Origin of the sequence: Bradyrhizobium sp. ARR65 (assembly GCF_000472385.1) — a bacterium.
In the GTDB taxonomy this organism is placed as follows: domain Bacteria; phylum Pseudomonadota; class Alphaproteobacteria; order Rhizobiales; family Xanthobacteraceae; genus Bradyrhizobium.
On sequence record NZ_AWZU01000004.1, the window covers coordinates 240,307 to 265,067 of the forward strand.

The following is a 24,761-nucleotide window of genomic DNA, read 5'->3' on the forward strand; positions in this document are numbered from 1 at the left end:
CGATGCCGATGCTGGAACCGCAACTGTGTGCGACGACGCGTGGCCCGCTGCAGCGCTGGCTGGGAGTTTCGTTGCTCGCGATCTTTGCTGCCTTGGGCGGCTTGGCGGCGTCGCGAGCCCAGGTAAATGAGAGCGGCGATCTCTCCATCGAGCTGGTCGATCCGAAGGTATTGAGGGTGTGCGCCGACCCGCGCAACATGCCGTTTTCGAACGAGCAGGGCGAGGGCTTCGAAAACAAGCTCGCCGAACTGTTTGCCGAGAAGCTTCAGAAGAAGCTGGATTACGCCTACTATCCCGGGGCCAGCGGCTTCGTACGCAATACGCTCGGCTCCCATCGCTGCGACGTCATCATGGGCTTTCCGCAAGGTGACGACCTCGCGCAAGGCACGAACCCCTATTATCGCACGGCTTATGCGCTGATTACCAAACAGGGGAGCGGCCTCGAGGAGGTGACGACGCTTGAAGACGAGCATCTGAAAGACAAGCATATCGGCATCGTCGCCGGTACGCCGCCCGCGACCTACATGGCCGTCGATGGACTGATGGCGAACGCAAAGCCTTACCCGCTGATGATCGATACGCGTGTCGATTCCTCGGCGGAAGCCATGATCAAGGATCTCACCTCGGGCGCGATCGATGCCGGCGTGCTCTGGGGGCCGATGGCCGGCTATTATGCCAAGAAGGCGGGAGCGGCGCTGCACGTCACACCTTTGGTCAAGGAAACCGCGGGGCCGAAACTGGTCTATCGAGTAGGTATGGGCGTTCGGCCTTCCGACCAGAACTGGAAGCGGCAGCTCAACCGCTTGATCGAAGAGAACCAGCCGGCGATCAACAAGATATTGCTCGACTTCGGCGTGCCCTTGCTCGACGAGAACGACCAGCCGATCACGTTGGAGACGGCATCAAAGTCGCCATGACGCCAAAACTGGCCGGCGTGGTCCTGCTGGGCATCGCATCAGCAGCCTTCGCGCAGCCGAATGTTACAGAACCCGAGGATTACCGAACCGAGAACTACCGCGCGCCGGTGCCCGCGACGCTCACCGGAGCACGGGTGTTGACGACCGCCGAGGCTGCGGCGATCTGGCGCGCGAAGAGCGGGGTTTTCATCGACGTGCTGCCGCGGCCGCCAAAACCGAAAGGTCTGCCTGAAGGCACGGTCTGGCGCAACAAGCCGCGGTTCGATATTCCCGGCAGCATCTGGTTGCCTGACACCGGCTACGGAAGACTGGCGCCGGTGACCGAGCACTATCTGCAGCGCGGCGTTGCGGGCGCATCCCACGGCGATAAGGCCGCGCTGCTCGTGGTCTATTGTCAGGCCGATTGCTGGATGTCGTGGAACGCCGCCAAGCGAATCCTCTCCTACGGCTATTCCAACATCGCCTGGTATCCGGAAGGCACGGACGGCTGGGAGCGCGCCAACCTGCCGTTGACGGAGGCGCAGCCCGAGCTTCGCCCCGATGAGGATACGCCGCCTTCCCACTAGCACAGCGCGGGGCGGGCACCGACCGTCGACGCGATGCCGTTGCGCGATCAGGATTTATTGCGGAATGTCACCGTTTTTGAAGCTTGGTGATGGTCTTGGAGCCATTTCCGGCAAGCGAATAGGTCACTCTGTCGCCCGCATGGACGGCATCGAGCAGTTTGCCGTCTTGCACCTTGAACTCCTCGGTCGGGCCGCCGGTGCTTGCGCCGACAGTGTTGTCTTGAATCTGCTGGATCGCAACCGTGCCGTTGAGGCGGTTAATCTGCGTAATCATTCCCGCAACGTCGTTCTGGGCCAGCGCTCCATTTGCCAGGACATTGGTGGCTATAACGCTCGCCAGAATGCTCTTTGCTGCTTTCATCAACGCCTCCGATTTTGCGGTCCTGCAACAAGAGGTCAGCATCGGATTTGGTTCCCGCGCGGCAGGCTCCAGTTCCCTGCAGCCGGGCCGATCGATGCGGAGGCTTGCGTAACGGCACACCGTCCGCGCTATTCCAATTCCTGCTGGATCTCGCGGCCAAGCGCGAATAGTCGTTGATCGATGGTGGTCGGCACCTCACAGACATATTTGACGACGCGCCGACGGTCTTCGAAGATTCGCGTCTCCCAAAGGAGTTGATTGCTGAGCTCGTCGATCTTGGTTTGATCGGGTGACGAGGAGCTTTGCATATTTTGCAGGTTGATGGTGTCGGACCGGATCTTTTCCGCCGCATCGCGCTGCTTGCGCATCACCCGTTCGAGCCCGTTCATCACGGACGAGCGCTCGGCATTGAGCGTCTCGAACAGGCCTGCGAAGACAAGCTTGCCGGCCATGACCTTGTCGCCGGCCGAACTCGCCAGAAAGTCCTTGATGTCTTTCTCTGCTTCTTCAAGGGGAGTGCGCCTTGCGGCAACCTTCGCCACCAATGCGCTCACCTTGGGATCATCCTTCCATTTGTTCTGCACATCGTCGATCGGCGGACCGGCCCACACTGCAGCCAGCGAAATCTCCGGTACCTTGGCCTGGGCGCAAGGCCAATCGGGGTAGCGTGGATCGGCGGCGTGGCAGAGTTGGTTCGATGCTGCCAGCGCGACCAGCGCACCCGTGATGATCGGCCACTTCATGTCTCACCTCCGGCAGGGCCGCGGCGGCTGAAGCCGCGCGATGGATCGTAGGCCAGGATCGCACCAATCATGAAGACGGCCGTGCAGCCGGCAACGACGCCCAAGGAGATCCAGTTTATCTTTCCGTAAAGGGCGAAGCGGATCAGTTCGACCGCATGGGTGAACGGATTGGCCTGGCACACATAATAGAGCATCGGGCTTCCTTCCTGAACCCGCCAGAGCGGGTAAAGCGCCGATGAAGCGAAGAACATCGGGAAGATCACGAAGTTCATCACGCCGGCAAAGTTCTCGAGCTGCTTGATGCCGGAGGAGATCAGCATGCCGAGCGCACCCAGCATCAGCCCGGACAGGACCAGCGCCGGCAGCACCGTCAGATATCCGATCGGCGGCGGTTCGATATCCCAGAACCAGGCAATCAGCAGGAAGGCATAGACCTGCAGCAGTGAAACCGCGGTGCCGGCCAGGAGCTTGCTGAACAGGAGATACCAGCGGGGTATCGGGCTCACCAGCAAGGTGCGCATATTGCCCATCTCGCGGTCGTAGACCATTGAAAGCGACGATTGCATGCCGTTGAAGAGCTGGATCATCGCCATCAATCCGGGCGCGATATAAACCTCGTAGAGGATGTAGGTTTCGTAGGGCGGGATAATGGAGATGCCGAGCACCTGGCGGAAGCCGGCCGCGAAGATGAATAGCCACACCAGCGGCCTCACCAAAGCGGAGATGAAGCGTTCGCGTTGATGCAGGAAGCGAAGGCCCTCGCGCCAGACGATACCGGTCAGACACGTGATATATTCGCCAAAAGTAAAGCCCCTTGGCCTGTCGTTCATCGTCGTTGTTGTCACGGCTCAGATCCTCCGAGGCCCGTAGCCTGGGTCAGGCGCATGAATGCGGAATGGACGTCCTGACCTCCGGCCGTGGCAACGACGTCCGAGACCCGACCGCGCGCGAGCATTTTTCCCTGGTGCAGGACGACGAGATCATCGCTCGCGACGATCTCGTCGAACAAATGGGTGGCCCACAGCACGCCGATGCCCTGTTCCGCCACGAGCTGCCTGACATGACCGAGAATGTCGGCGCGAGCCTTGACGTCGAGCCCCACGGTCGGTTCGTCGAGCAGAAGCAGACGCGGCCGATGCAGCAGGGCACGGGCGATTTCCACGCGCCGCATCTGACCGCCGGAGAGGTCGCGCACCTTGCTGCCGGCGCGGTCGGCAAGACCGATACGCGAAAGCAGTTCGAGGCTGCGCCGGCTCGCTTCGCCTCGGCCAATGCCATGGAGGGCGGCGTGATAAAGCAGGTTCTGTTTGACCGACAGGTCGAGATCGAGCGTGCGTGGCTGGAATACCACGCCCATGAGCCGCAGCGCCTCGCTGGGCTCGCGGCCGATGTCATGGCCGAAAATGCTGATCTGTCCGGTTTGAATGCCGAACAGACGCGTAACCAGGGAGAACAGCGTGCTTTTGCCGGCACCGTTGAGGCCGAGCAGGGCTGTGAAGCTCGCCGGCGCGACGGTAAAGCTGATCCCGGCCAATGCGCGCCTTGGGCCATAGGAATGGCTGACGCTGACGATCGACAACGCCGGTATGTCGGCGAGCATCTGTCTCGGATTTGCGGCCAACTGCGGCTGCATGCCGCCGGGCGAGTCAGCCATCGTCATCGCGGCGACATCGTGATGCCCCATGGCAACTCTCCGACCTGGATTGTCTTGATCACTTTTTGCGCGGCCACATCGATTACCGAGACGTCGTTGGAAACGCCGTTGGTTGTCAGCAGGTATTTTTCATCAGGCGTGAACGCCATGTGCCAGACCCGCTGGCCGACCAGTAGATATTTGGTCACCTTATGGCTCGTCGCATCGACCACGGCGATGCGATTGGCAGGACCTAGCGCGACAAAGGCCGTTTTGTCGTCCTTCGTGATGCCGATGCCGACCGCCTGGATCGCTTCGCGTCGCAAACCAGGAATACTGAATTCGATCTTGCCGGTCACAGCATGCTTGACCGGATCGATGATCGACACCGTGCCTCCGATCTCGGACGACACCCACAATTCGGAGCCGTCAGACTTGAATGCGGCAAATCGCGGCCGGGAATCCACGAGTACGCTGGCAACGACCTGGCGCTTCGCCGTGTCGATGAAATGCGCCATATTGGTGGTTTCGGAGGTGTTGATCAGGATCTTGCCATCCGGACTAATCGCCATGCCCTCGGGCTCGACACCGACCTGAATGTCACCGAGCCGGGCGCGCTTTTCGAGATCGATGACCGTGACGGTGTTATCGTTCTCGTTCGCGACATAGAGGATCTTGCCGGCGGCATCCTGGGTGAATAATTCAGGATCTGGTCCCGAGGGCAGGGTGTCGACGACCTGCTTTTTCGCGGTATCGATCACGTCGATGGTGTCGTCATCTCCGACTGCGACCATCACGAACTTTCCGTCCCGCGAGAACTCGATGCCGCGCGGCCGCTGGCCAACTTTGATAGTGTCAGTGACGGCCCAACTGTCAGTATCGATCACCGAGACAGTATTGCCCTTCTCATTCGATACATAGGCAATGAAGGCCTGCGCGGGCGACATCGCCGCGAGCCACACGGCCAGTCCGGGAAGCAGGCAGTAGCGCCACATGCGCGTTTCACTCCATCCTCAACGCAGCTTGCACTTGGTTTCGGGTCGATCGACGCCGAGCGTGTCGAGTTCCGAGACCTGATGTAGAAAGCCCTCCTGGGGCGAGACCGAAACCACCATGCGCCCATCGGCCAACAGGATGGGCTGGCGGAGCTGCAGGTTCCAGTCCCGCAGGGTCAGCGGCTGGCCCTTGAAGGCCGCAAGGGCAAAGTCCGGCCCTCTGATGAAGTCGACCAGCTTCTTGAGGTCGCTGGAGTTGGTGCGTGACGCTGCTTCGCCGACCATGCGCGCCGCGGTCCAGGCCTGCATGTCCAGCGCCGTCATGTGTCGCGAAGTCAGTTTCACGAACCGGTTCTGCAATTGGATTGCGCCCCATTGATCGTGCGCGGCGTCCCAACTGGTCGGTACCAGGCCCGCAGAGCCCGCGACCGGCCGCGGGTCCCAGGTCCGGTAGGGTAGATAGGAGGCAAAGACTTCGCTTTCGTCGGCCGCGACCAGGACGTCATAGGCGGGGGCCTGCTGCGTGAACACAGGCATCTGGCGTTGGATCAGCGTCACCCCGCTGTCGGTGCGGCGCGCTCCGCCGGTATCCTCGAAGGTGCGCTCCTGGACAATCTTGGCGCCAAAACGCGTGGCCGCGCGGCGGAATGCGTCGGCATAGAGCTTGTCTTTCTCGTGTGAGCCGACCACGAGCAGCCAGCGCTTCCATTGCTTCCACACCAAATATTGGGCGAGCGCATCCGCCAGCATCGAACGCGTCGGGGCGACATGGATGACGTTGGCGCGGCAGTCTTCCTCGCGTAAGCGATCGTCGATCGCCCCGGCATTCAGCAGCACGGTGCCGCGGTCGCGCAGCGCGTCGGCCGCCTTGAGCAGGTCGTCCGGGGGGAGATCGGCGATGATGAAACCATCGTGGCCGGCCAGCGTCTTGGCCGCCGTGACCACGTCATCGCCATCCTTGAGCCTGATTTCGTCGAGCTTAAAACGCTGATTGAGGAATTTCCCGGTCGTGTTGTTGTCTTCGATGGCGAGGCGCGCGCCAGCCACGCCGTTGTTTTCCGTCGGCTGCTCAACCAGGGATAATGTCGATTGGATGGCGGCGCGGTGGAGATAGCCAATGTCGATCTCGATCGGGTCCGCTGCAAGCACGGGCGTCGCAAGCAAGCCCAAGCCAACCGCCCCGACCAACCACCGGACCATAATTCCTCCCGAAAACTCATCCTTCGCCTGAACCGACGATAGGCCTCTTGGCTTGAAACAAGACCGAATTATGCTGGTGTTGCAAGCCCGCATTTTGTCGTTATGCCATCAGGGGATCACCATCATGAGAGCATGGCTCGCTGCTATCGTGCTGGCGCTCGCCATTTCAGCGCCCGCACGCGCCGATCCGCCCAAACTCGCGGTGTTCGATTTCGAACTGCTCGATACCAGCCTGCAGGGGCAGATGAGCGGACCGCGAAAGGACGAGCAGGAGCGGCTCGTCCGGGCCGGCGATCAGCTGCGCAAGGAACTTGCGGAATCCGGCAAGTTCCAACTGCTTGACGTTGCGCCGGTCAATGCTGCGGCGCATGCCAGCAATCTGCAGGCCTGCGGCGGCTGCGACGTCAAGCTGGCGCAGCAGCTCGGCGCCGATCTCTATATCATCGGCGTCGTGCAGAAGGTGTCCGACCTCATCCTGATCATGAGCATCTACGTGCATGACGCGCACACGGGAAATCTGGTTACCGCGATGAACGCCGACCTTCGCGGCAACAATGACGAATCCTGGTCGCGTGCGACGGCCTACCTCGTGCGCAACCGGTTGCTTGCCCCGCATTACGGTGCGCCGCAGCCGCAATAGAGTGCGTGGTCAAGCCTTCAGGCGAGCAGCGTGCCAGCGCAGATGATCGCTCATGAAGGTCGAGATGAAGTAGTAGCTGTGGTCGTAACCTTCTTGGCGGCGCAGGGTGAGGGGAATCTTGGCCTTCTCGCTGGCGGCCTTCAGCAATTCCGGGCGAAGCTGCTCGGTCAGGAATTGATCGGCATCGCCGTAATCGACCAGAAATTCAGAGAACCGCGCCCCGTCTTCGATCAAGGCGACGGTGTCGTGCTTTCGCCAGGTTTCCTTGTCGGCACCGAGATAGCCTCCGAGCGCCTTGATGCCCCAGGGTACTTGTGACGGCGCCACGATCGGCGCAAAGGCGCTTGCCGCCCGGTAGCGCTCGGGGTAGCGCAACGCAATCGTGAGCGCCCCGTGTCCGCCCATGGAGTGCCCGAGGATGGACTGCCGTTTCGGATCAACCGGGAAATTTTCGGCGATCAGCTCCGGCAATTCTTCGGTGACGTAGCTCCACATACGGTAGTTGCGCGCAAAAGGCTCTTGGGTCGCGTCGACATAAAAACCCGCGCCGAGCCCGAAGTCATAGGCATTTGCGGGATCGCCGGGCACATCGGCGCCGCGTGGGCTGGTGTCGGGAGCAACAAAGATCATGCCCAGCTCCGCGCAAGCGCTGCGAAACTCGCCCTTCTCGGTCACATTGGCATGCGTGCAGGTGAGCCCGGAGAGATAGAACACGACCGGCAGTTTTGTGCCGTCCTGGTGCGGCGGGACATAGACCGAGAAGGTCATGTCGGTCTTGGTCTGCTGGCTGGCATGCCTATAGACGCCCTGAATGCCGCCGTATGATTTGTTCCGGGAAACCGTCTGTATCGTCATGAGATTCAATCCTGCGCGAATGCGATGGCGGGAGCCTTGGATTAGCGAGGCTACGGATGCTATCTGGTCCCTTTAGGCCACGCCGCTCTCGATTGCCAGGCGGACCAGCTCGACGGACGTACGCACGCCAAGCTTCTGGCGCATGATTGAGGCCGTGTTGGCGACCGTCTTGTACGAGGCTTGGACCAGCCAGGCGATCTCCGAGAGGCTCTTGCCGGCGCTGAGCAGACGCAAAATTTCCATTTCGCGCGAAGTCAGCTTTGACAGCGGGCTCTGGGCGAATGCCGGTCCGGCAAAGGCGATGCTCCGCGCCATCGCGCTCGGCAGATAAGTTCCGCCGCTTCCGACTTGCCGGATTGCTTCGACCAGGTCGCAAGGATCGCCGGATTTTGAGACATATCCTTTCGCGCCAACTTCGATCGCGCGCGCTGCGAAGATCGGATCATCGTTCATGCTGAACATGATGATACGGGCCAAGGCGTCGCGCGCAAGGATGCGTCGCGCCAGCTCAAATCCCGACACCGTCGGCAGGTTGATGTCGATGACGCTGACATCGGGATGTTCGGCGGTAAAGACACGTTCGCCGCTTTCCGCGTCGGCGGCTTCCAAAATCATCATCTCGCCTTCGTCGGCGAGCACGGCCCGACAGCCCGAAGCGACAATGGGATGATCATCAACGATCAAAACACGCATCGGCCTTGGTCCCGAACAGCCGCGCCGGTCCGCTTTGTTGCAGCGCACCGAACCGAACGCAGGCCAAAATCCCTCCGCGACGCATGTCCACACCGGACGATGCATCGCGAGCGATGTTGCTATACGGTGGATTAGATAGTCGGCTCATTTATCTGTCAACGCTTCTCAAGAGAAGCGAAATGCGGCGGTCGGGGGCGAATGGCATGTGGCAGAGACTTTCCTTGTGCGCGCGCATCACTTTGCTGCTGGCACTGGTTTTGGCGCTGGGCCTTGCCATCAACATCGCGCGGCTGGTCGTGGAGGCAGGGCCGCGCGTCCAGGCCGAGGATCAAAGCGTCATCCGATTGACGCGCGCGTTTATCGAAACGGTCGCGGCGGACTTGAACGAGGCTCCGGATCCCGATGCGAAGTTGAGGCAGATTGCAGGCGATCTCAGCCGGCTTCGTCATGTCAGCGTCACGCGCCGGGGCGAGGCGGGAGCAGCTCCGCGCCTTGATCGCGTCGCGGAAAGCGACGATCCGCACGCGCCGCCCGCCTGGTTTGTCAGCCTCGTTCACCCGGAGACGACGGCGGTTGATGTTCCGGTTTCGATCCACGGAAAACCGGAATGGCTCGTGATCACCTCGCACCCGAACGACGAGATCGCCGAAATCTGGGACGGCATCGTCACCCAGCTCGAGGTGGGCTCCGCGACCGCGGTAGCTTTCTTCCTGGTCACGATGCTGGTCATCGGTCGCGCTCTTGCGCCGCTCGAGGCGCTGTCGCAGGCCATGACTCGCATCGAGTGCGGGTCTTACGATGTGCGGGTCAAGCCGGGCGGAGCACCCGAACTGGCCGCGATCTGTGCCAAGCTGAACCATCTGGCGGCCGTTTTGGGCGAAGCGGTCGAGGAGAAGCGCAGGCTGGCCGAGCGAGCGGTCTCGTTGCAGGACCTGGAACGCAAGCAGATTGCCCGCGAACTTCACGACGAGTTCGGGCCCTATCTGTTTTCGCTTCGGGCCCATGGGAGCGCGTTGATGCGGCTGTCGCAAAATCCCGAGCCGAGCTGGGAAGCGGTGGGGAAACACAGCAGCGCCATTCTCGAGCAGGTCAATGCCCTGCAGCAGTTCAATCGCCGGGTTCTGGAGAAGCTGCGACCGGTGGGGCTTGCCGAACTCGGACTGCACGGGGCGCTTCAGGCGCTGCTCCGCCTGTGGGGCGAGTCGCATCCCGATGTGTCCATAGAAACCAACATTTCGCGTGCGCTCGGCGAAACCGGCGACACGACAGATTTGACGATCTATCGCGTGGTCCAGGAAGCGCTGACCAACGTCTTTCGCCACGCCGACGCGACCTCGGTCAACGTCACCATCGAGCCTGCCGAGCAGCAGCAGGGAACACAGGACGGGCGAAGCGGTGCTCTGGTGCGCGTGCGCGACAATGGGCGCGGCTTGCGGCCCGATCATAGGCTCGGCCTTGGATTGACCGGCATGCGCGAACGGATATTGGCGCTGGGAGGCACACTCTCGGTGGCCTCGAGCGAGGGCGGCGTCACGGTGGAGGCGATCATCCCCAAAGCCGCGCATTAGAGCATCAGAGCAGGCATCGGGAATTCTTCCCGACACAGGCGGGAAAAAGTCGCGATCGGAAACGCGACCTTTTGCGGTGGCGCGTTTCTCGCGGTTCACTAGTATCGCTCCCATTGAACGGCGAAGACAGCCGGACGGGGTGGGGCGAAAGGAATGCGCGTTCGTGTTCTGTTGATGGCGTCGATTTCGACGAGCTTCATAGTTGCGAGCGATGCCGGGCTTGCCCAGGAAGAACCGTCGGAAGGCCATGTGCTGCCGACCTTGCGGGTCACGATGCCGACACACCGCGCCAAGCCCGCTCGCCCGAAGATCACAGCACCTGTCGCAAGTCCCGTGACGCGGCTGCGCGTCTATCCGATCACGCCTGGTTCAGCCGGCGGTATTGATGTCGACAAGGTGCCAGCCAGTGTCAATGTGGTCGGCGCCAGCCAAATTGAGCGCACGGACTCGCCCAATGTCACGGATGCCCTGAAGCAAAATATTCCGGGCGTCAGCATCAACGATGTTGCTGGAAATCCCTTTCGGCCGAACGTGGAGTTCCGCGGTTTTGTCGCGTCTCCAGTAGAAGGCACGCCGCAGGGACTTGCGGTCTACCAGAACGGGGTTCGGATCAACGAAGCCTTCGGTGACACGGTCAACTGGGACCTGATCCCGACCGCCGCGATCCAGTCGGTGACGCTGGTCACCAACAATCCCGCGTTCGGTTTGAATGCGCTCGGCGGTGCTGTCGATATCCGGATGAAGAACGGCTTCAATTATCATGGAGCCGAGATCAACACCATGGGCGGCTCGTACGGCCGTATCCAAAGCTCGCTGCAATGGGGCAAGCAGGTCGGCGATTTTGGCGTCTACGCTGCGCTCGAAGGCGTGCATGACGATGGTTTCCGCAACTTCTCGCCCTCGGACATCAGACGCTTCTATGGCGATATCGGCTACAGGAGCGAAGGCAGCGAATTCCACGTGAACATGGGCGTTGCTGACAACAAGTTCGGCGCCACGGCAACTGCGCCGGTCGAACTGCTCGACCAATTTTGGGGCGCGACCTACACCACGCCGCAAACAACGGAGAACCGTGTCGGCTATCTCAATTTCACCGGAAAAGTCGAGGCGACGCCGACCTGGACCCTTGAAGGGACGGCTCATCTGCGCGTGTTCGAGCAGCAGGCCGTTGATGGAAACCCGACCCGAACCCAACCCTGTGATGCCGACCCGACGCTGCTGTGTTTTGGCAACGGCGTCACTCCGGCCAACGGCTTGAATGGCGCCCAGCTCGCCAACCCTTTCGCCCCCGATGCGGTGCTGGGTGAGATCGACCGGACCTTGACACGATCGACCACCACCGGCGCATCCGTGCAGGCAACCAATACCGACGAGTTGTTCGGGCACGCCAACCGTTTCGTTGTCGGCACCAGCTTCGACTACAGCACGACGCGCTTCAACGCCAGCGCCGAGCTCGGTACGATGGGTCCGAACTTCGTTGTGACAGGCAGCGGAACTTTCTTGGGTCAATCCGGCGCGCCGGTATCGATAGGCCCCGTCGCCCTCCGAGCGACCAATCAATATACGGGATTGTATGCGCTCGATACCTTTGACGTGACGAAGGCATTTTCGATCACGGCGGGCGGCCGCTACAACGATGCTCGCATTGCGCTTGAGGACCAGATCGGGACTGCCCTGAATGGCAATCAAACGTTCGACCGTTTCAATCCCATCATCGGGGGCACCTATAAGATCACGCCGGAGCTGACCGCCTATGCCAGTTATTCCGAAGCCAATCGGGCCCCGACGCCGCTGGAATTGGGATGCGCAGACCCCGCGCATCCCTGCTTGATCGCCACCTTCCTTGTCTCCGATCCGCCGCTGAAGCAGGTCGTCTCGCGAACAGTCGAAGCCGGCTTTCGCGGCAGCGAAGAATTGGGCATCGGAACGCTGAGCTGGAAGTTCGGCGGTTTCCGCACAAGGAATGTCGACGACATTCTCGCGATTCCGAGTCCAGTCTTGCAAGGGTTCGGCTATTTCCAGAATGTTGGCGATACGCGCCGGCAAGGCATTGAGGCGGAAGTCACCTTGAAATCGTCAACGCTGCAGCTCAGTGCAAGCTACGCGCTCGTGGACGCGCGCTTTCTTGACGCGTTGAAGGTGGGCTCCAACAGTCCGTTTGCCGATGCCGAAGGCAACGTGCAGATTCTACCCGGTAACCAGATTCCGGCGGTCCCGCGCCATCGCATCAAGGCCAGTGTCGATTATTCGATCACAGACGCCTTCAAAATTGGCGGCGATGCGCTGTTCGTCAGCAGCCAGTATTTTGTCGGCGATGAATCCAACCAGGCGGCAAAGCTGCCCGGATATGCCGTCTTCAATCTTCGCTCCTCCTATCAGATCGACAAGACGTTCCAGATCTACGCACGAGTCGACAATCTCTTCGATAACCGCTACGCGACCTACGGAACGTTCTTCGACACCGGTGCCATCCCGAACTTTGCCAATGGCGGGGCGCCATTCACGGATGCGCGCTCGCTCAGTCCCGCACGCCCGCGATCCTTTTATGTGGGCTTGAAAGCGACCTTCTGAGGCGACACTCAGGACAAGCGACCGAACCGGCAATGTCGCGCGCACCGCACCTTACCGGGGATCCAGCCACTCGCGCGACCGCCGCACCCTTGGCACCAGAGGGATCGGGGTCCAGTTCAGCGCCAGCCGTTGCCCCACGAGGATCTCGTTCGTTGACATCTTCGACGCCACTGCGTCCCGGAATCGCGTGTAGGCATCGCGCTCGTGACCGCGTGTGTGCGCCGCGGCGAGATTGAGCCACATGTAAGCGAGCACAAAATCCTGCGGAACGCCGTGCCCCTTGTCGTACATCAGGCCCAGCATGGCCTGTGCGAACGGATTGCCGAGGGCTGCTCCCTGCGAATAGAAATCAACGGCGGCGTCATAAGCCTGCGGGGCACCGAAGCCGTGTTCATACATGAAGCCCAGCATGCCGAGCGCCCTTGCGTTTCCGCGATAGGCCAGCGGCGCGAGGTCATGGAACGCACGAACATAGTCGCCGCGGTCGAAGGCTGCCGTCCCACGCGACAGCGCGTCGGCATGGGCGCCCGGAGCGACGCCGGCGCAGAGCAGGCCGGCGAGCAGCAACGCCGGTACGCGTCGCCTCGCATGTTCGCTCAGAACGCGGCGAAAGCGTTCAATGGAAGCTGGTGGTGATGGGGGCATTGGTCGAGGTGGTGGCGATACTTCCGCGCAGTTTCGAGCGAAGCTCTTCCGCAATGATGTGCGCGTCCGAGCCATCGCGGATGATTTGCGGCCGGATGAAGATGATCAGTTCGGTGCGTGCGGTGGCGTTGCTCTGATGGCCGAAGGCATCGCCGAGCCCGGGAATTTGGTCGAGCACCGGGATGGCATTGCGGGTGCCGTTCTGCTGCTCGCTGATCAGGCCGGCCAGCAACACCGTTTGACCGTTCGCCACGGAGATCTGGCTCTTGACCCGGCGCTCCGACACGGTCGGCGTCAGGCTGTTGGCGCTGCTTGGCGGCACATTGCTTATCTCCTGCTCGACGTCGAGCCTGACATTGCCATTGACGCTGATGCGCGGCGACACCCGCAAGATGACGCCGGTGTTGCGGTAGTCGATCGTGTTGACGACGGTATTGCTCGTCGTCAGCACCGTGGCGCTGCCGGTGGAGACAGGCACCACGTCGCCGACCTGCAGTGTCGCCACCTGGTTGTTGATGACGACCAGTGATGGATTGGACAGCACCTTGACGCTGGTGACCGCATGTAGCGCATCAAGGATGAGACTGGGCTGCGTCGCCGAACCGACCAGGAAATTGAAGCCGGGGAAAGCCTGGTTGACGAAGGCGTTGGTGAGCGATCCCGCGACGCTGACCGCGCCGGTCGTTGAATCGGTCGTGGTGGCCGGCGCCGTCGTTGCCTGGGTGTTGAGAATGGAGCCGGTGTTCGGCTTCAAGCCGAGGTTCTGGCTGGTGATGTAGGCTTGAACCCCATAGGCCAGGGTGTTGTTCAGCGTGACCTCGGCGATCGTGGCATCGATCGCGACCTGCTGCTGCGGCTGATCGACCTGCAGCAGGGTGGATTCGATGATCTGGTAGTTGGCCTGGTCGGCATAGATCAACAGGGTGTTGTTGACGGTATCCGGCGTGATTCTGACGTCCTGCATGACCGGCTGGCCGTTGCCGCCGCTATGGCCGCTGTCCAAGGCGCCGGGGCCGTTTTGGTTGTTGCTGTTGGCGCCTTGGCCGCCAAACGCCTGGCTGCTTCCGCTCCCCGAACCCATTCCACCCAGTCCAGCGCGCCCGCCGAAGCTATTCGCCGTCGGCGAGGAGTTGGAGTTGGCATTGAGCGACAAACGATCGGCACTTGAACTCGCCGTGGTCCCGGAGCCCGGCGCGACCTGATTATCGGCGCTGTCCAGCAGACTGGAGGAAGACGATCCGCCCAGGAACATATCGGTGAGCACGCGCGCGATCTGGCGGGCTTCCCCATATTTGACCCTGTAGACATGGACCGTGGTCCGGGCCATGTCGTTGCGGTCGAGGCGCTTGATCCAGGTGGCCGCGGTATGCAGCATCTCCGGCTTCCTGCTGACGACCAGCACCGCGTTGAGGCGGGCGATCGGCATGAATTTGATCACGTTCTGGCTGAGGCCATTCTCACCGGAATCAACGATCTTTTCCAATTCGGCAATGACCGGGGCGGGTGAGCCGCTTGAGATCGGGAAGATGCCGACCGATTGGCCGCGCATCCAGTCGACATCGAAGCTCAGCACGGTGTCGACCGCGGTGCGACGCTCGGGGCCTGTCCCTTGAACCAGAATGAGATTTCGCCCGACATCGGCGCGAACCGCGCCGGCCTTGGTGGCAAAGCTGTCCATCAGCTTCAACAGCGTCTGCGCGGACACATATTGTAAGGGCACGACCGAGACGCCAAAGCCGGGTTCGGGGCTGGCGGCCGCGGTATCGACCCGGCCCGCGCCGACCGCGTCGCCCAGTGGCGTCAGCCGATAGCCGCTCGTATCGCGCAGCAGCACGACCCCGCTCAGCCGCAACGCGTTTTCCAGCACGAAGACGATGTCGGACTTGGGTACCGGCCGGACCGACACCAGACTGACGGTGCCCTGTACCCGCGGATCGATCGTGTAGCCGACATGCAGGATATCGCCGAGCACCACCTTCGCGACGGTGGCGACCGGTGTGTTCTCGAAATTCAGATCGAAGCCACCGCCACTCGCCGCCATTTGCGGGCGATCGTCCGAAACGCCAGTGACTTCAGTACCTTCGTACATGGCCGCGCGAACGCTGCCGCTGCCTTGGCCGGCCGCAATTGCCGGGGAATTCATCGGCCGCGGCTGCCGCGGCAGGAGGTCGATTGAACGTACCTTGTCGACAATATCGAGCTGTGACGCATCCACACTTTCGCCGACGGTGGCGGAGTTGCACGAGGCCAATAAAGCCAGCGAGATCAGAGCAAACACAGCACCAGCGCTGCGATGAACCACTGGGTACCGGCCAAGGCTGCCGACGCGTACCATAATTCTTTTCGCCATTCCGTCCGGGTGGGTGACCGCAGAGCGTTTGCGACGATCCATCCCTGCAGGTGAAAGTACTTAGCGAGGGAAGATGACAGAATTAAATTGCCTGCATGATCGGCCGCGCGAGGATGGTGCGTGTTGATCGCGGAACACACACCATCCGCGCCACTCTCACTGAACATTCCCTGTTGAAATCTTTTTGAGTCTTCAACGGACCGGCGGCTTCGTACGGCTGTCACACTTCGGATCAATAACCGCACGGCCCGGCCAAGCGTCGCGCCTTCCGCGACCTCGCCTGATCCGCCGATCGATCCTTGAAAGCCATGTGACAGGAATGATGAATGGCCAGCGAGCTGTCCTCGCAATTCCTGGATTACCTTCGCCAGAAAAACTATTTGGCGGCGGTCGACGACGATGCGGCTGGGCAGGCTGGTCCCGATCGCGCTCGCGACAAGCTTTGGGAGCGCACTGAGCTCTCGGCTGTCGAGTTCGCCGATGAAGCGGCGCGCTTCTTCGGAGTCGGGCGTGTCTCTCTACAAGACATGATGTCGGCGGAGCCGCTGGTCGCCGCGTTCTCGCAGCGCTTTCTGCGCGAGACCGTCGTATTTCCCTATAGAATTGCCGGCGAGGGGGAGACGGTCCTCGCCGTTGCCGATCCGACCGACGAGGCGGCGCAGCGTGCGGCGCAAATCGTGCTTGGGGCCGGTGTCGTCATCAAGATTGCGACGTCGGAGGATCTGGCGGTCGTCCTCAACCAACGGTTGGACGAAAGTCAGGCCGATGCAACCGCCGATGTGGTGGCGCAGCCGCGCGAAGACGATATTGAAAGCCTGCGTGACCTTGCGAGCGGTGCGCCCGTGGTTCGCGCAGTCAACGACCTTCTTGAAAAGGCTGTCGAGCTTCGCGCGAGCGACATCCATATCGAGCCGTTTCCCGCCGGGCTTGCGGTCCGTTTGCGCATCGATGGCCTGCTCCGGCCGGTAGCGGCGCCAGCCGGCGTGCTGCCGCAGGCCGTGATTTCCCGCATCAAGATCATCGCCAACCTCAACATCGCCGAACGCAGGTTGCCTCAGGATGGCGCGGCGCGGTTGCGGGCAGGGCGAACCGACATCGACATCCGTGTCGCGATCATGCCGACGCAGCACGGGGAGTCTGCGGTGATCCGCATCCTCCCCAAGGATCGCGGGCTGCTGGTCGTCGAAAAGCTCGGGTTCTCGCAGCCGGATGAGATCAAGCTGCGGCGGCTTTTGAAATTGCCGCACGGCATGATCGTGATCACCGGGCCGACCGGCAGCGGCAAGACGACAACGCTGGCCACGATTCTCTCGATCCTCAATGAGCCCGTTCGCAAGATTCTGACAATCGAGGATCCGGTCGAATACGAAATTCCGGGCGTCAATCAATCGCAGATCAAGCCAGCGATCGGCTTGACCTTCGCTGCGGCGCTGCGCTCGTTCGTGCGGCAGGATCCCGACGTGATCATGGTCGGCGAAATCCGCGATTCCGAAACCGCGCACGTTGCCGTTCACGCGGCACTGACCGGGCATCTGGTGCTGACGACGCTGCACACCGAGACGGCGGCGGCCGCGGTGCCGCGAATGCTCGATCTCGGTGTCGAGGGCTATCTGCTGCGGTCGGTGTTGCGCGCCGTGATCGCGCAGCGCCTGGTGCGCCAATTGTGCGAGCGGTGCAAGTCGCCGCGCTCCCTCGGCGAGGCGGATTTCGTCGAGGACCCGCGCCTTGCCGCCTTTGGCTTCCGTCCAGGCGAAACTCTCCACGAGCCGTGCGGCTGCGAGCGCTGCGGCGGTACCGGCTATCGCGGTCGGCTGGGCGTGTTCGAGCTGCTCGAGCTGAGCAATGATCTTCGCGAGCTGATTGGGGAGAAAACGGACGGGCTCAAGATCGACGAGGCAGCCATCCGTGCCGGGATGACGACGATGCTCGACGACGGCATCGCAAAATGCCGGGCGGGCCTGACCTCGCCCGCCGAAATCCTCCGTGTCACGACCATGCGGTGAAGGCGTGCCCAATTATCGCTACCGAGCCTTGACCCAGAACGGCGAAATCGTGAATGGCACGATCAGCGCGCCGACACCGGCCGAGGTCACCCGCCGCATCGAATATCTGCGGCTGTTGCCGATCGAGACCGTCGAGGACAAGCGTGCCTCGACCACCTCGGGCGGCTACGGCCTGTTTGGACGGCCGAGCGCCGCCGAAATTACGACATTCACGCGCGATCTCGCATTGTTGCTCAAGTCAGGTGCGCGCCTTGACGATGCGCTCGAATTGCTGGCCGGTGATGCGGACGTCGGGCGGTTGCGGCCGGTCGTCGGCAAGCTGCGCGCGGCACTTCTCGCGGGCGAGAGCTTTGCCGATGCGGTTGCGGATCATCCGGCATTATTTCCGCCCATGTATGGCGCGCTGGTACGCGTCGGCGAAGTCTCGGGCACGCTCGACCAGGTGCTGGACGCGCTGGGAGCGGAGCGCGCGCGGTCCGAGTTGATGCGGCGGAAGCTCACCGATGCCATGCAATATCCGGCCTTCGTCCTGTTTGCCGCCGGCGCCGTGATGCTGTTCTTCATCCTTTTCGTCCTGCCGCAGTTCTCGACCGTGCTCGGCGATTTCGGGGCGAAATCGGATACGACCCTCGGGACCTTCATCAGCCTGTCCGATTTCCTGCGGGCCAACGCGACCGCCACGCTGTCCATCACGGCTACAACGATCGCCGGAGCCTGGTGGATGCTGCGTCGGCCGGGCGCGCGCGGTGCAATCATGACGGGGCTTTCGCGCCTGCCCGGTATCGGCCTCATCTTCCAATTTTATCGAACCAGCCTGTTTTGCCGCAATCTCAGCGTCCTGCTTGGAAGCGGCGTCAATCTGACCGCGACGCTGCGTATCCTCGTCGACATCATGGCGGTGACCGGCAACGAGGAAAGCTGGACGGCGGCAGCCGATCGCGTTCGCCACGGCGGCAAATTGTCGGATGCGCTCGCTGTCGCAAGCAGCCTGCCGCCGATGGCGGTTCGCATGCTGCGGCTGGGGGAGGAGACCGGACAATTGCCGGTGCTGGCCGGGCGGGTTGCGGAATTCTATGAAGCGAAATTGCAGCGCAGCCTCGACCGCGTCGTCGGCATCATCGGGCCGCTTGCCATTGTAACCATCAGCACTGTCGTTGGCGGATTGATCGTATCCGTCATGACGGCATTGCTTTCCGTGACACAACTCGTCGGCTAGAGCAGAGGTTGCCTGATCATGAAATCGCTCAGAACAAATGGCGCATCGTTCGGGGCGCGCCGGCAGGAGACGGCGCGGGACAGGGGCGCAGAGGATGTCGGTCAGCAGGGCTTCACGCTGGTCGAAATGCTCGTGGTGATCGCCATTATCGGTCTCATCATGGGGCTTATCGGTCCACGCGTCCTGAACTATCTCAGCGAGTCCAAGGTCAAGGCTGCCAAGATTCAGCTCCAGAGCTTTGCGAGCGCGCTGGACCTGTACTATCTCGATGCCGGTCGCTATCCGTCGAGTGCGGAAGGTCTCGCCGCGCTGGTCCGGCAGACTCCCGGCGTTGCCGCCTGGAACGGACCCTATCTGAAAGGCGGCAACGTTCCCAACGACCCCTGGAATCACCCCTACATCTATCGCGCGCCCGGCGAACACGGGCCCTACGACATCATGTCCTACGGCTCGGACGGGCAGGAAGGCGGTAGCGGGCTCGCCGCCGACATTTCGCTCGAGAACACGACCGCCAAGAATGAATGACGAAGAATGAATGACGTCGCCCAGCGCGGTTTTACGCTGCTCGAGATGGTGTGCGTGCTTGCCATCATCGCGCTGCTGGCCGCCGTGCTGTTGCCGTTCATCCCGCGAGAGACAACGCGGTCGCGATTGCAGGCCTATGCGCTGGAGACTGCAACCCTTCTGAAAGCCGATCGCAACGCGGCGATCAGCCGAAACGCCAGCATTGCGACGCTGATTGATGCGCCTGGCCGCGTGATCCACTCCGGTGCGTCGCGAATGACCATCCGGATCCCAGGCGATGTCCGTTTCGACGCGCTGCTGCCGGAGACCTGTCAACGGCAGGCCGCGCTTTCGAGCATCCGCTTTTTCGCAAATGGCAGCTCTTGCGGCGGCACGATCGCGCTGACGCGCTTCGATACGGGCTATGAGATCCGCGTCAATTGGCTGACTGGAAGGATCGAAATTGTCTCGCACGCTACCAATTGAGCGCGGCGATGCCGGCTTCACCATCATCGAAGTGCTGGTCGCGCTCGCGATCGTGGCCGTGTCGATTGTCGCGATCGGCTCGGTGATGGCGGGCAATGCGCGCGGTGTGCGATCGCTGGAGCGGCACGTCGGGCTGATGCAGGCCGCGCGCACATTGATGGCGGTCGGCATTCCGCCGCGCGCACAGCTTCGTCCGGGTACGTTGACTGGACAGCTCGAAGGGCACTCCTGGACGATCGATGTCACGCCGCTTGGCGGAGGCTGGACGGTCGATTCCGCCGATGTCCCCTGGACTCCCGAACTCGTGAGGATGCGGGTCAAATCGGCCGCTGGCGCACTATCCGATATTCGCACTGTTCGTCTCATGCCAAGGCCATCCGAATGAGCATCGGGGCGGGCGGACACCGCGAAGGAGAGCGCGGCTTTACGTTGATCGAGACCATCGTCGCCCTGGCGTTGATGGGGCTCCTTCTGTCCGCCCTTGCCGCCATCACCGCGCAATGGCTCCCGAATTGGAATCGAGGCTTCGGCCGCATTCAGCGCAGCGAATTGATCGGGGTCGCGCTGCAGCGGATCAGCGCCGACCTCGCCGCGGCGGAATATGTTCCGCCCAACCGGGACACACGCCACCCGCTGTTCGATGGAACGGAATTGTCGGTCATGTTCGTGCGAACGGCGCTGGGGCCGAACGCAGGCCCGGGGCTCGACATTGTGCGGCTCGGTGAAGCCCGCGACCAAGGTGAATTCGTGACGGTGCGTTCGCGGGCGCGCTTCACTCCGCTGGCGGCCGGAGTGTCATTGTCCGAACAGACTCATTTCGGTGATCCCGTGGTGCTCTTGCGCGCGCCGTATCGTCTGTCGTTTGCCTATGCTGGCCCTGATCGCATCTGGAAAGGCAGCTGGCGGGACGCCGACAAGCTGCCGGCAATGATCAAATTGACGATTCGCGATGCGGCGAGCGAGCGCGTCCTGTCGGTTTCGACCATCGCGGCCCTCCATGTCCAGGTGCCCTTTGATTGCACGAAGGCCGACGGCAAGTGCGATGGCGACAAGCCGGACACGGGCGATAGCGCGGGAGCCGCGGGGCAGGGAGCAAAACGATGAGCGGAGGCGACGCCGGCAGATCCCCTTCGCAGCGCGGCTTTGTCATCGTCGCGGTGCTTTGGATCTTGCTGGCGCTCTCGGCTTTGGCGATGGTTTTCGCCGCCTATCTGTCCGCATCAACGCGCGAACTCGCCATCAGCGATAGCGCACTGAAGACCGAGGCGCTGGTCTCCGCGAGCCTCGAACTCACGGCATATCAGTTGGCACTGGCGGGGGACAAAGCGCGGCCGCCGCAAGGATCATTCCATTTCGGTATGGATGACGCGAATGTGCTCGTCACTTTCACATCCGAAGCGGCTCGCGTTGACCTCAACTTCGCGCCGAAGGAGGTGCTGGCCGGCCTGTTCGCCGTGCTTGGTGCCAGCAAAGACGCGGCAAATGAAGACGCCGACCGGATCGTCGGCTGGCGCACCCGCCCCATTTCAGGCGGCACCAACGAGGAAGAAGCGCTCTATAACGCCGTAGGCTATTCTCCGCGACAATCATTATTCGCGCATGCCGATGAACTTGCGCTTGTGGTCGGCCTGCCTCCGGCGCTGGTCGAACGCGCGCTGCCGTTCGTGACGGTGTTCAACGGATCACCTGATGTCGATCCCACAATCGCGGCTCCAGAAGTTCTCGCCGCGCTGCCGGACACCGGAGCGGGAAAACCTCAGGATCCGTTCAATACAGGAACGGCGGCGGGACCCGCGCAGGCCAAGAGCAACGCGCCGGCCGCAAAGAGCCCGTGCTATCGGATCGAGACAGCAATCAGTTTCAGAGACGGCCGTCGCACCGCCTCGGAAGTCGTGATAGCGCTCGGCGACCAGGTTGAGCCCTATCGCGTCCTGTCCTGGCAAGACGATGTGCAGCCCCTGCGTAGTCAGCCCCGGCGGGGGAGTTCGTGATGTCGATGATTTCCGAGACGAGGCAGTTATTCGATCAATGGACGATGTCGGTCGCGCGCGGTATCGATGCCGTGGTGGGCCGGTTTGTGCGTTCGCCGCGGATCCTGCTCGACGAAAATGCCGACGGGACGTTCACGGCCAGAACCACCTCGGTGAAGAATGGCGAGAGCTTGACGGCTATCGAGTTCCGGCTGGAGGGCGGCGAGCCGCAGCCGCCGCTGCCCGCCGATTGGAAGGCTGCATTTCGCGGCAGCCGCGTCGAAGTGGGATTGCGAGTCGATCAGGTGATGATCCGCCTGCTCGATTTCCCGAGCAGGGCGGGCGATTTTCTTGATGGCATGATCCGGTCGCAGATCGATCGCCTGACACCATGGAGCGCGGGCGAGGCCGTCTTCGGCTGGAGCCCGCCGGCGCCGACAGCGAACGACCGGATCGAGGTGGCGTTCGCCGCGACATCGAAGTTGAAAGTGACCCCGCTGGTGCAGTTCGTGCAGGCGCTAGAGGCGGCCGCGGTCGCGGTCTACGTTGGGGCAGAGGCGGGGAGGGGGGGGCCGGCGCGGATTCCGCTTCTCGATCAATCGCTGCGCAGCGTGGTCGGCCTAACCGTGAACGTGCCACGTTTGTTGCGGGTGACCTTGCTTTCGGCCGGCGTCGCTGCTGCTGCATCGCTTTTTGTCGACACCTATGTCGGCGGCTCGCTGCAATCCAAGCTGGAGGACCTGCAGCACCGGATCTCGCAGCGTCGCGCCGCGTTGCGCCTGGATGCCAACGGCGCAACGTCCGGCTTTGGCCTCCTGGCCAAGCGCAAGCAGACCACGCCATCAAGCGTCATGGTGCTCGACGCGTTATCACGGGTATTGCCGGATTCCACGTATGTGACGGAGCTGCGGATCGAAGGCGACAAGGTGCAGGTTATGGGCATGACCCAGGATGCGCCATCCCTCATCCGCCTGATGGAGCAGTCGCCGCAATTCACTCGGGCTACGTTCTTTGCGCCGACCACTCGCGCGGCCAACGAAGCCGGCGAGCGCTTTCATATTGAGGCCCACATCACTCCCTACTTCGGATCCGGCTCGTGAACATATTGTCTGCATCGGGCAAAGCCGTCACTTCATCACCGCCGCTGGCGGCAGCGACCTATGTCGTCCTCATCTTTGCGCTGCTGTTTACGCTAGTGACATCCATTGCCGACCTCATCGATCAGCGCAGCGACGTTGCGGCATCGGCCGCGATGCTGGAGCAGCTAGAAGGCCGTAAGCCGGCCGTCAGCGGCGCAGCCGGCGACACCACGGCGCCCTCTGGTTCGCCCTATCTCGAGGGCGCGACGGTGACGGTTGCGGGAGCCACGCTGTTGCAGCGCGTGGCCGGCTCGGTGATGAAATTCGGCGGCAATGTGCTGTCGACCCAACTCGACGTGCCCAACACGCCCGCGAAGGCCGGATTCATCAGCATGATCGCAAGCTGCGAGATCGAGCAGCCGCAATTGCAGCAGGTGCTATACGACCTCGAGGCAGGCATGCCATTTCTGTTCATTGACCAACTGGTGGTGCAGACACCCGTGAATGGCTCTGAAGCCGACAAGGGGAAGTTGCGCGTGTTGCTGGGCGTCTCCGGACAATGGCGGGGGGCAAAATGATCAGGATGAAGCGGAATTGTGCTGCCGTTGCATTGCTGGTGTTGTCGACCCATTCTGTCACTGCGGCGACATCAGCGATATCCGCCGATAGCCTCGATGCCGGCCTTCTCGACGAGACCCGGCTCGCCAGGCCAGCCGGCGCGTCGTCGGTGCCGGATGAGCCGGTCACGACAGTGCGCGTTACGCCGCCGCGCGCACCGGAGCGGCCTTCTCTGAGCGCCAACCCGCTGTGGGGCATTCCGCTTTCGCAATTGTCTGCCACGCGCGAGCGTCCGATCTTCTCACCTTCGCGGCGGCCGCCACCCCCAGTTGCCGCTGCCGAACCCGTCGTCGTCAAGGCTCCGGCGCCGCGGAGAAAAGAGATCACGCCGCCTCCACTTTCGCTGGTCGGCACTATCGCCAGCGAGGACGAAGGTTTCGGCATCTTCCTCGATCAGTCGAGCAAGACTGCGTTGCGGCTGAAGCTCGGCGACGATTACCAGGGCTGGAAGCTGCGTTCGATCCGAGGTCGCGAGGTGACCATGGAAAAGGACGAACAGGCGGCCGTGCTGAGCTTGCCGGAGCCGGGCGGAGCGGGCAGCGGCGAGGTCCATCTGGTGCCGGTCAGCGCGGTCAATGTGCCGATCGCGCGGCAGCGCTAACCTATTCCGATCCAGCGCTGCGCGGCCAGCGTCAGCAACAGGCCCGCTACCAGAAACGGGCCAAAGGGCAGGGAGGTCTGGCGCGTCATTTGCTGTCCGGCGAGTTGGAGGCCGCCGGCGGCAGCGAGAGCCGTGAGAGCGGCGATCACAAGTAGGGTGGGAATGCCGGCAATCCCGACCCACATCGCCGCTGCCGCGAGGAATTTGACGTCGCCGAGCCCGAGGCCGTCGGTTTTTCGCCACAAGAAATATAGCCGCCGCAAGCACCAGAAAATCGCGCCCGCAGCGATGCCTTCGCCGATTGTCTCGATGCCATCGGCCGGGCTGCCCGCAAAGACCGCTTGGGCAAGACCGAGCCCGGCAATCGAGAGATTCAGGCCGTCCGGAATGATGCCGCGGCGGAAATCGATGAGCGCGATCGCGCCGCAAAGCACGCAGAGCAGCATGTAAAGGCCGAGAAACCAGAGAGCTTCGCTGTTTGCCAGCATGACAACCGAGTTGATCCGCGAGCGACACTCATCTTTGGAAGATGAGCCTCATCCCTTCA

General features: G+C 62.3%; 26 protein-coding genes. 15 read left to right on the forward strand and 11 right to left on the reverse strand.

Annotated features, from left to right (window positions below):
* Nucleotides 1–8 precede the first annotated feature (8 nt).
* Both F758_RS0107450 and F758_RS0107455 read left to right on the forward strand, forming a co-directional pair.
* Nucleotides 9–917 carry a substrate-binding domain-containing protein gene (locus tag F758_RS0107450; protein WP_051386757.1) on the forward strand — a complete coding sequence of 303 codons (909 nt, stop codon included), beginning with the start codon at nt 9–11 and terminating at the stop codon, nt 915–917.
* Complete coding sequence (locus F758_RS0107455) at nt 914–1,483, forward strand: PQQ-dependent catabolism-associated CXXCW motif protein (protein ID WP_024507274.1); 570 nt, start codon at nt 914–916, stop codon at nt 1,481–1,483. Before F758_RS0107450 ends, F758_RS0107455 begins: the two co-directional genes overlap by 4 nt.
* Before the next feature lie 67 nt (nt 1,484–1,550).
* Here F758_RS0107455 and F758_RS0107460 read toward each other — a convergent pair whose 3' ends face one another.
* The 6 genes from F758_RS0107460 to F758_RS0107490 form a co-directional block, all read right to left on the reverse strand.
* Complete coding sequence (locus F758_RS0107460; RefSeq protein WP_024507275.1) at nt 1,551–1,844, reverse strand: copper-binding protein; 294 nt, start codon at nt 1,842–1,844, stop codon at nt 1,551–1,553.
* Between the two features lie 128 nt (nt 1,845–1,972).
* On the reverse strand, nt 1,973–2,587 hold the full coding sequence (locus F758_RS0107470) for a hypothetical protein (RefSeq protein ID WP_024507276.1): 615 nt from the start codon (nt 2,585–2,587) through the stop codon (nt 1,973–1,975).
* Nucleotides 2,584–3,417, reverse strand: a complete 834-nt coding sequence (locus F758_RS0107475) for an ABC transporter permease (protein WP_502689128.1) — start codon at nt 3,415–3,417, stop codon at nt 2,584–2,586. Before F758_RS0107475 ends, F758_RS0107470 begins: the two co-directional genes overlap by 4 nt.
* Nucleotides 3,418–3,428: 11 nt before the next feature.
* A complete protein-coding gene (locus F758_RS0107480; RefSeq protein WP_051386758.1) occupies nt 3,429–4,220 on the reverse strand; it encodes a lanthanide ABC transporter ATP-binding protein PedB/LutE in 792 nt (263 codons plus the stop codon).
* Between the two features lie 23 nt (nt 4,221–4,243).
* Nucleotides 4,244–5,215 (reverse strand): YVTN family beta-propeller repeat protein, encoded by a 972-nt coding sequence (locus F758_RS0107485; RefSeq protein WP_024507279.1) that lies wholly within the window; start codon nt 5,213–5,215, stop codon nt 4,244–4,246.
* Between the two features lie 18 nt (nt 5,216–5,233).
* The gene (locus tag F758_RS0107490) at nt 5,234–6,415 is read right to left on the reverse strand and encodes a lanthanide ABC transporter ABC transporter substrate-binding protein PedA1 (RefSeq protein ID WP_024507280.1); all 1,182 of its coding nucleotides are present in this window, start codon (nt 6,413–6,415) and stop codon (nt 5,234–5,236) included.
* A 124-nt stretch (nt 6,416–6,539) separates the two neighbouring features.
* Between F758_RS0107490 and F758_RS0107495 the strand changes: the two genes are divergently transcribed.
* Complete coding sequence (locus F758_RS0107495; RefSeq protein ID WP_051386760.1) at nt 6,540–7,055, forward strand: DUF3280 domain-containing protein; 516 nt, start codon at nt 6,540–6,542, stop codon at nt 7,053–7,055.
* Between the two features lie 9 nt (nt 7,056–7,064).
* Here the strand turns inward: F758_RS0107495 and fghA are convergent, their stop codons facing one another.
* A complete protein-coding gene (fghA, locus tag F758_RS0107500; RefSeq protein WP_024507282.1) occupies nt 7,065–7,910 on the reverse strand; it encodes an S-formylglutathione hydrolase in 846 nt (281 codons plus the stop codon).
* Between the two features lie 72 nt (nt 7,911–7,982).
* Nucleotides 7,983–8,603: a response regulator gene (locus tag F758_RS0107505; protein ID WP_024507283.1), complete on the reverse strand. Its 621-nt coding sequence runs from the start codon at nt 8,601–8,603 to the stop codon at nt 7,983–7,985.
* Nucleotides 8,604–8,806: 203 nt separating this feature from the next.
* On the opposite strand from F758_RS0107505, the gene F758_RS0107510 reads away from it, so the two are divergent.
* Nucleotides 8,807–10,171 (forward strand): ATP-binding protein, encoded by a 1,365-nt coding sequence (locus F758_RS0107510; RefSeq protein WP_024507284.1) that lies wholly within the window; start codon nt 8,807–8,809, stop codon nt 10,169–10,171.
* A 153-nt stretch (nt 10,172–10,324) separates the two neighbouring features.
* The gene (locus F758_RS0107515) at nt 10,325–12,742 is read left to right on the forward strand and encodes a TonB-dependent receptor (RefSeq protein WP_035721146.1); all 2,418 of its coding nucleotides are present in this window, start codon (nt 10,325–10,327) and stop codon (nt 12,740–12,742) included.
* 51 nt (nt 12,743–12,793) lie between these two features.
* On the opposite strand, the gene F758_RS0107520 is transcribed toward F758_RS0107515, so the two are convergent.
* Nucleotides 12,794–13,309 carry a tetratricopeptide repeat protein gene (locus tag F758_RS0107520; RefSeq protein WP_024507286.1) on the reverse strand — a complete coding sequence of 172 codons (516 nt, stop codon included), beginning with the start codon at nt 13,307–13,309 and terminating at the stop codon, nt 12,794–12,796.
* A gap of 49 nt (nt 13,310–13,358) precedes the next feature.
* Nucleotides 13,359–15,722, reverse strand: coding sequence for a type II secretion system secretin GspD (gene gspD, locus F758_RS0107525; RefSeq protein WP_024507287.1), 2,364 nt, complete (start codon nt 15,720–15,722; stop codon nt 13,359–13,361).
* A 341-nt stretch (nt 15,723–16,063) separates the two neighbouring features.
* Between gspD and F758_RS0107530 the strand changes: the two genes are divergently transcribed.
* Genes F758_RS0107530 through F758_RS0107575 form a run of 10 tightly spaced genes read left to right on the forward strand, consistent with a single transcriptional unit; the run spans nt 16,064 to nt 24,214 of the window.
* Nucleotides 16,064–17,740 (forward strand): GspE/PulE family protein, encoded by a 1,677-nt coding sequence (locus F758_RS0107530; RefSeq protein WP_024507288.1) that lies wholly within the window; start codon nt 16,064–16,066, stop codon nt 17,738–17,740.
* Nucleotides 17,741–17,744: 4 nt separating this feature from the next.
* The gene (locus tag F758_RS0107535) at nt 17,745–18,956 is read left to right on the forward strand and encodes a type II secretion system F family protein (RefSeq protein WP_024507289.1); all 1,212 of its coding nucleotides are present in this window, start codon (nt 17,745–17,747) and stop codon (nt 18,954–18,956) included.
* Nucleotides 18,957–18,974: 18 nt separating this feature from the next.
* Nucleotides 18,975–19,481, forward strand: a complete 507-nt coding sequence (gene gspG / locus F758_RS0107540) for a type II secretion system major pseudopilin GspG (protein WP_024507290.1) — start codon at nt 18,975–18,977, stop codon at nt 19,479–19,481.
* Between the two features lie 6 nt (nt 19,482–19,487).
* Nucleotides 19,488–19,946 (forward strand): type II secretion system protein, encoded by a 459-nt coding sequence (locus F758_RS0107545; RefSeq protein WP_024507291.1) that lies wholly within the window; start codon nt 19,488–19,490, stop codon nt 19,944–19,946.
* Complete coding sequence (locus F758_RS0107550) at nt 19,924–20,331, forward strand: PulJ/GspJ family protein (protein WP_024507292.1); 408 nt, start codon at nt 19,924–19,926, stop codon at nt 20,329–20,331. The genes F758_RS0107545 and F758_RS0107550 overlap by 23 nt, the downstream gene beginning before the upstream one ends.
* Nucleotides 20,328–21,050 carry a PulJ/GspJ family protein gene (locus F758_RS0107555; RefSeq protein WP_024507293.1) on the forward strand — a complete coding sequence of 241 codons (723 nt, stop codon included), beginning with the start codon at nt 20,328–20,330 and terminating at the stop codon, nt 21,048–21,050. Before F758_RS0107550 ends, F758_RS0107555 begins: the two co-directional genes overlap by 4 nt.
* Nucleotides 21,047–21,937: a type II secretion system minor pseudopilin gene (locus tag F758_RS0107560; protein WP_024507294.1), complete on the forward strand. Its 891-nt coding sequence runs from the start codon at nt 21,047–21,049 to the stop codon at nt 21,935–21,937. The genes F758_RS0107555 and F758_RS0107560 overlap by 4 nt, the downstream gene beginning before the upstream one ends.
* Nucleotides 21,937–23,016, forward strand: coding sequence for a PilN domain-containing protein (locus F758_RS0107565; protein ID WP_024507295.1), 1,080 nt, complete (start codon nt 21,937–21,939; stop codon nt 23,014–23,016). Before F758_RS0107560 ends, F758_RS0107565 begins: the two co-directional genes overlap by 1 nt.
* The gene (gene gspM, locus F758_RS0107570) at nt 23,013–23,573 is read left to right on the forward strand and encodes a type II secretion system protein GspM (protein ID WP_024507296.1); all 561 of its coding nucleotides are present in this window, start codon (nt 23,013–23,015) and stop codon (nt 23,571–23,573) included. The genes F758_RS0107565 and gspM overlap by 4 nt, the downstream gene beginning before the upstream one ends.
* On the forward strand, nt 23,570–24,214 hold the full coding sequence (locus F758_RS0107575; protein ID WP_024507297.1) for a hypothetical protein: 645 nt from the start codon (nt 23,570–23,572) through the stop codon (nt 24,212–24,214). Before gspM ends, F758_RS0107575 begins: the two co-directional genes overlap by 4 nt.
* Here the strand turns inward: F758_RS0107575 and F758_RS0107580 are convergent.
* Complete coding sequence (locus F758_RS0107580) at nt 24,211–24,702, reverse strand: prepilin peptidase (RefSeq protein ID WP_024507298.1); 492 nt, start codon at nt 24,700–24,702, stop codon at nt 24,211–24,213. The genes F758_RS0107575 and F758_RS0107580 overlap by 4 nt on opposite strands.
* Nucleotides 24,703–24,761: the final 59 nt, after the last annotated feature.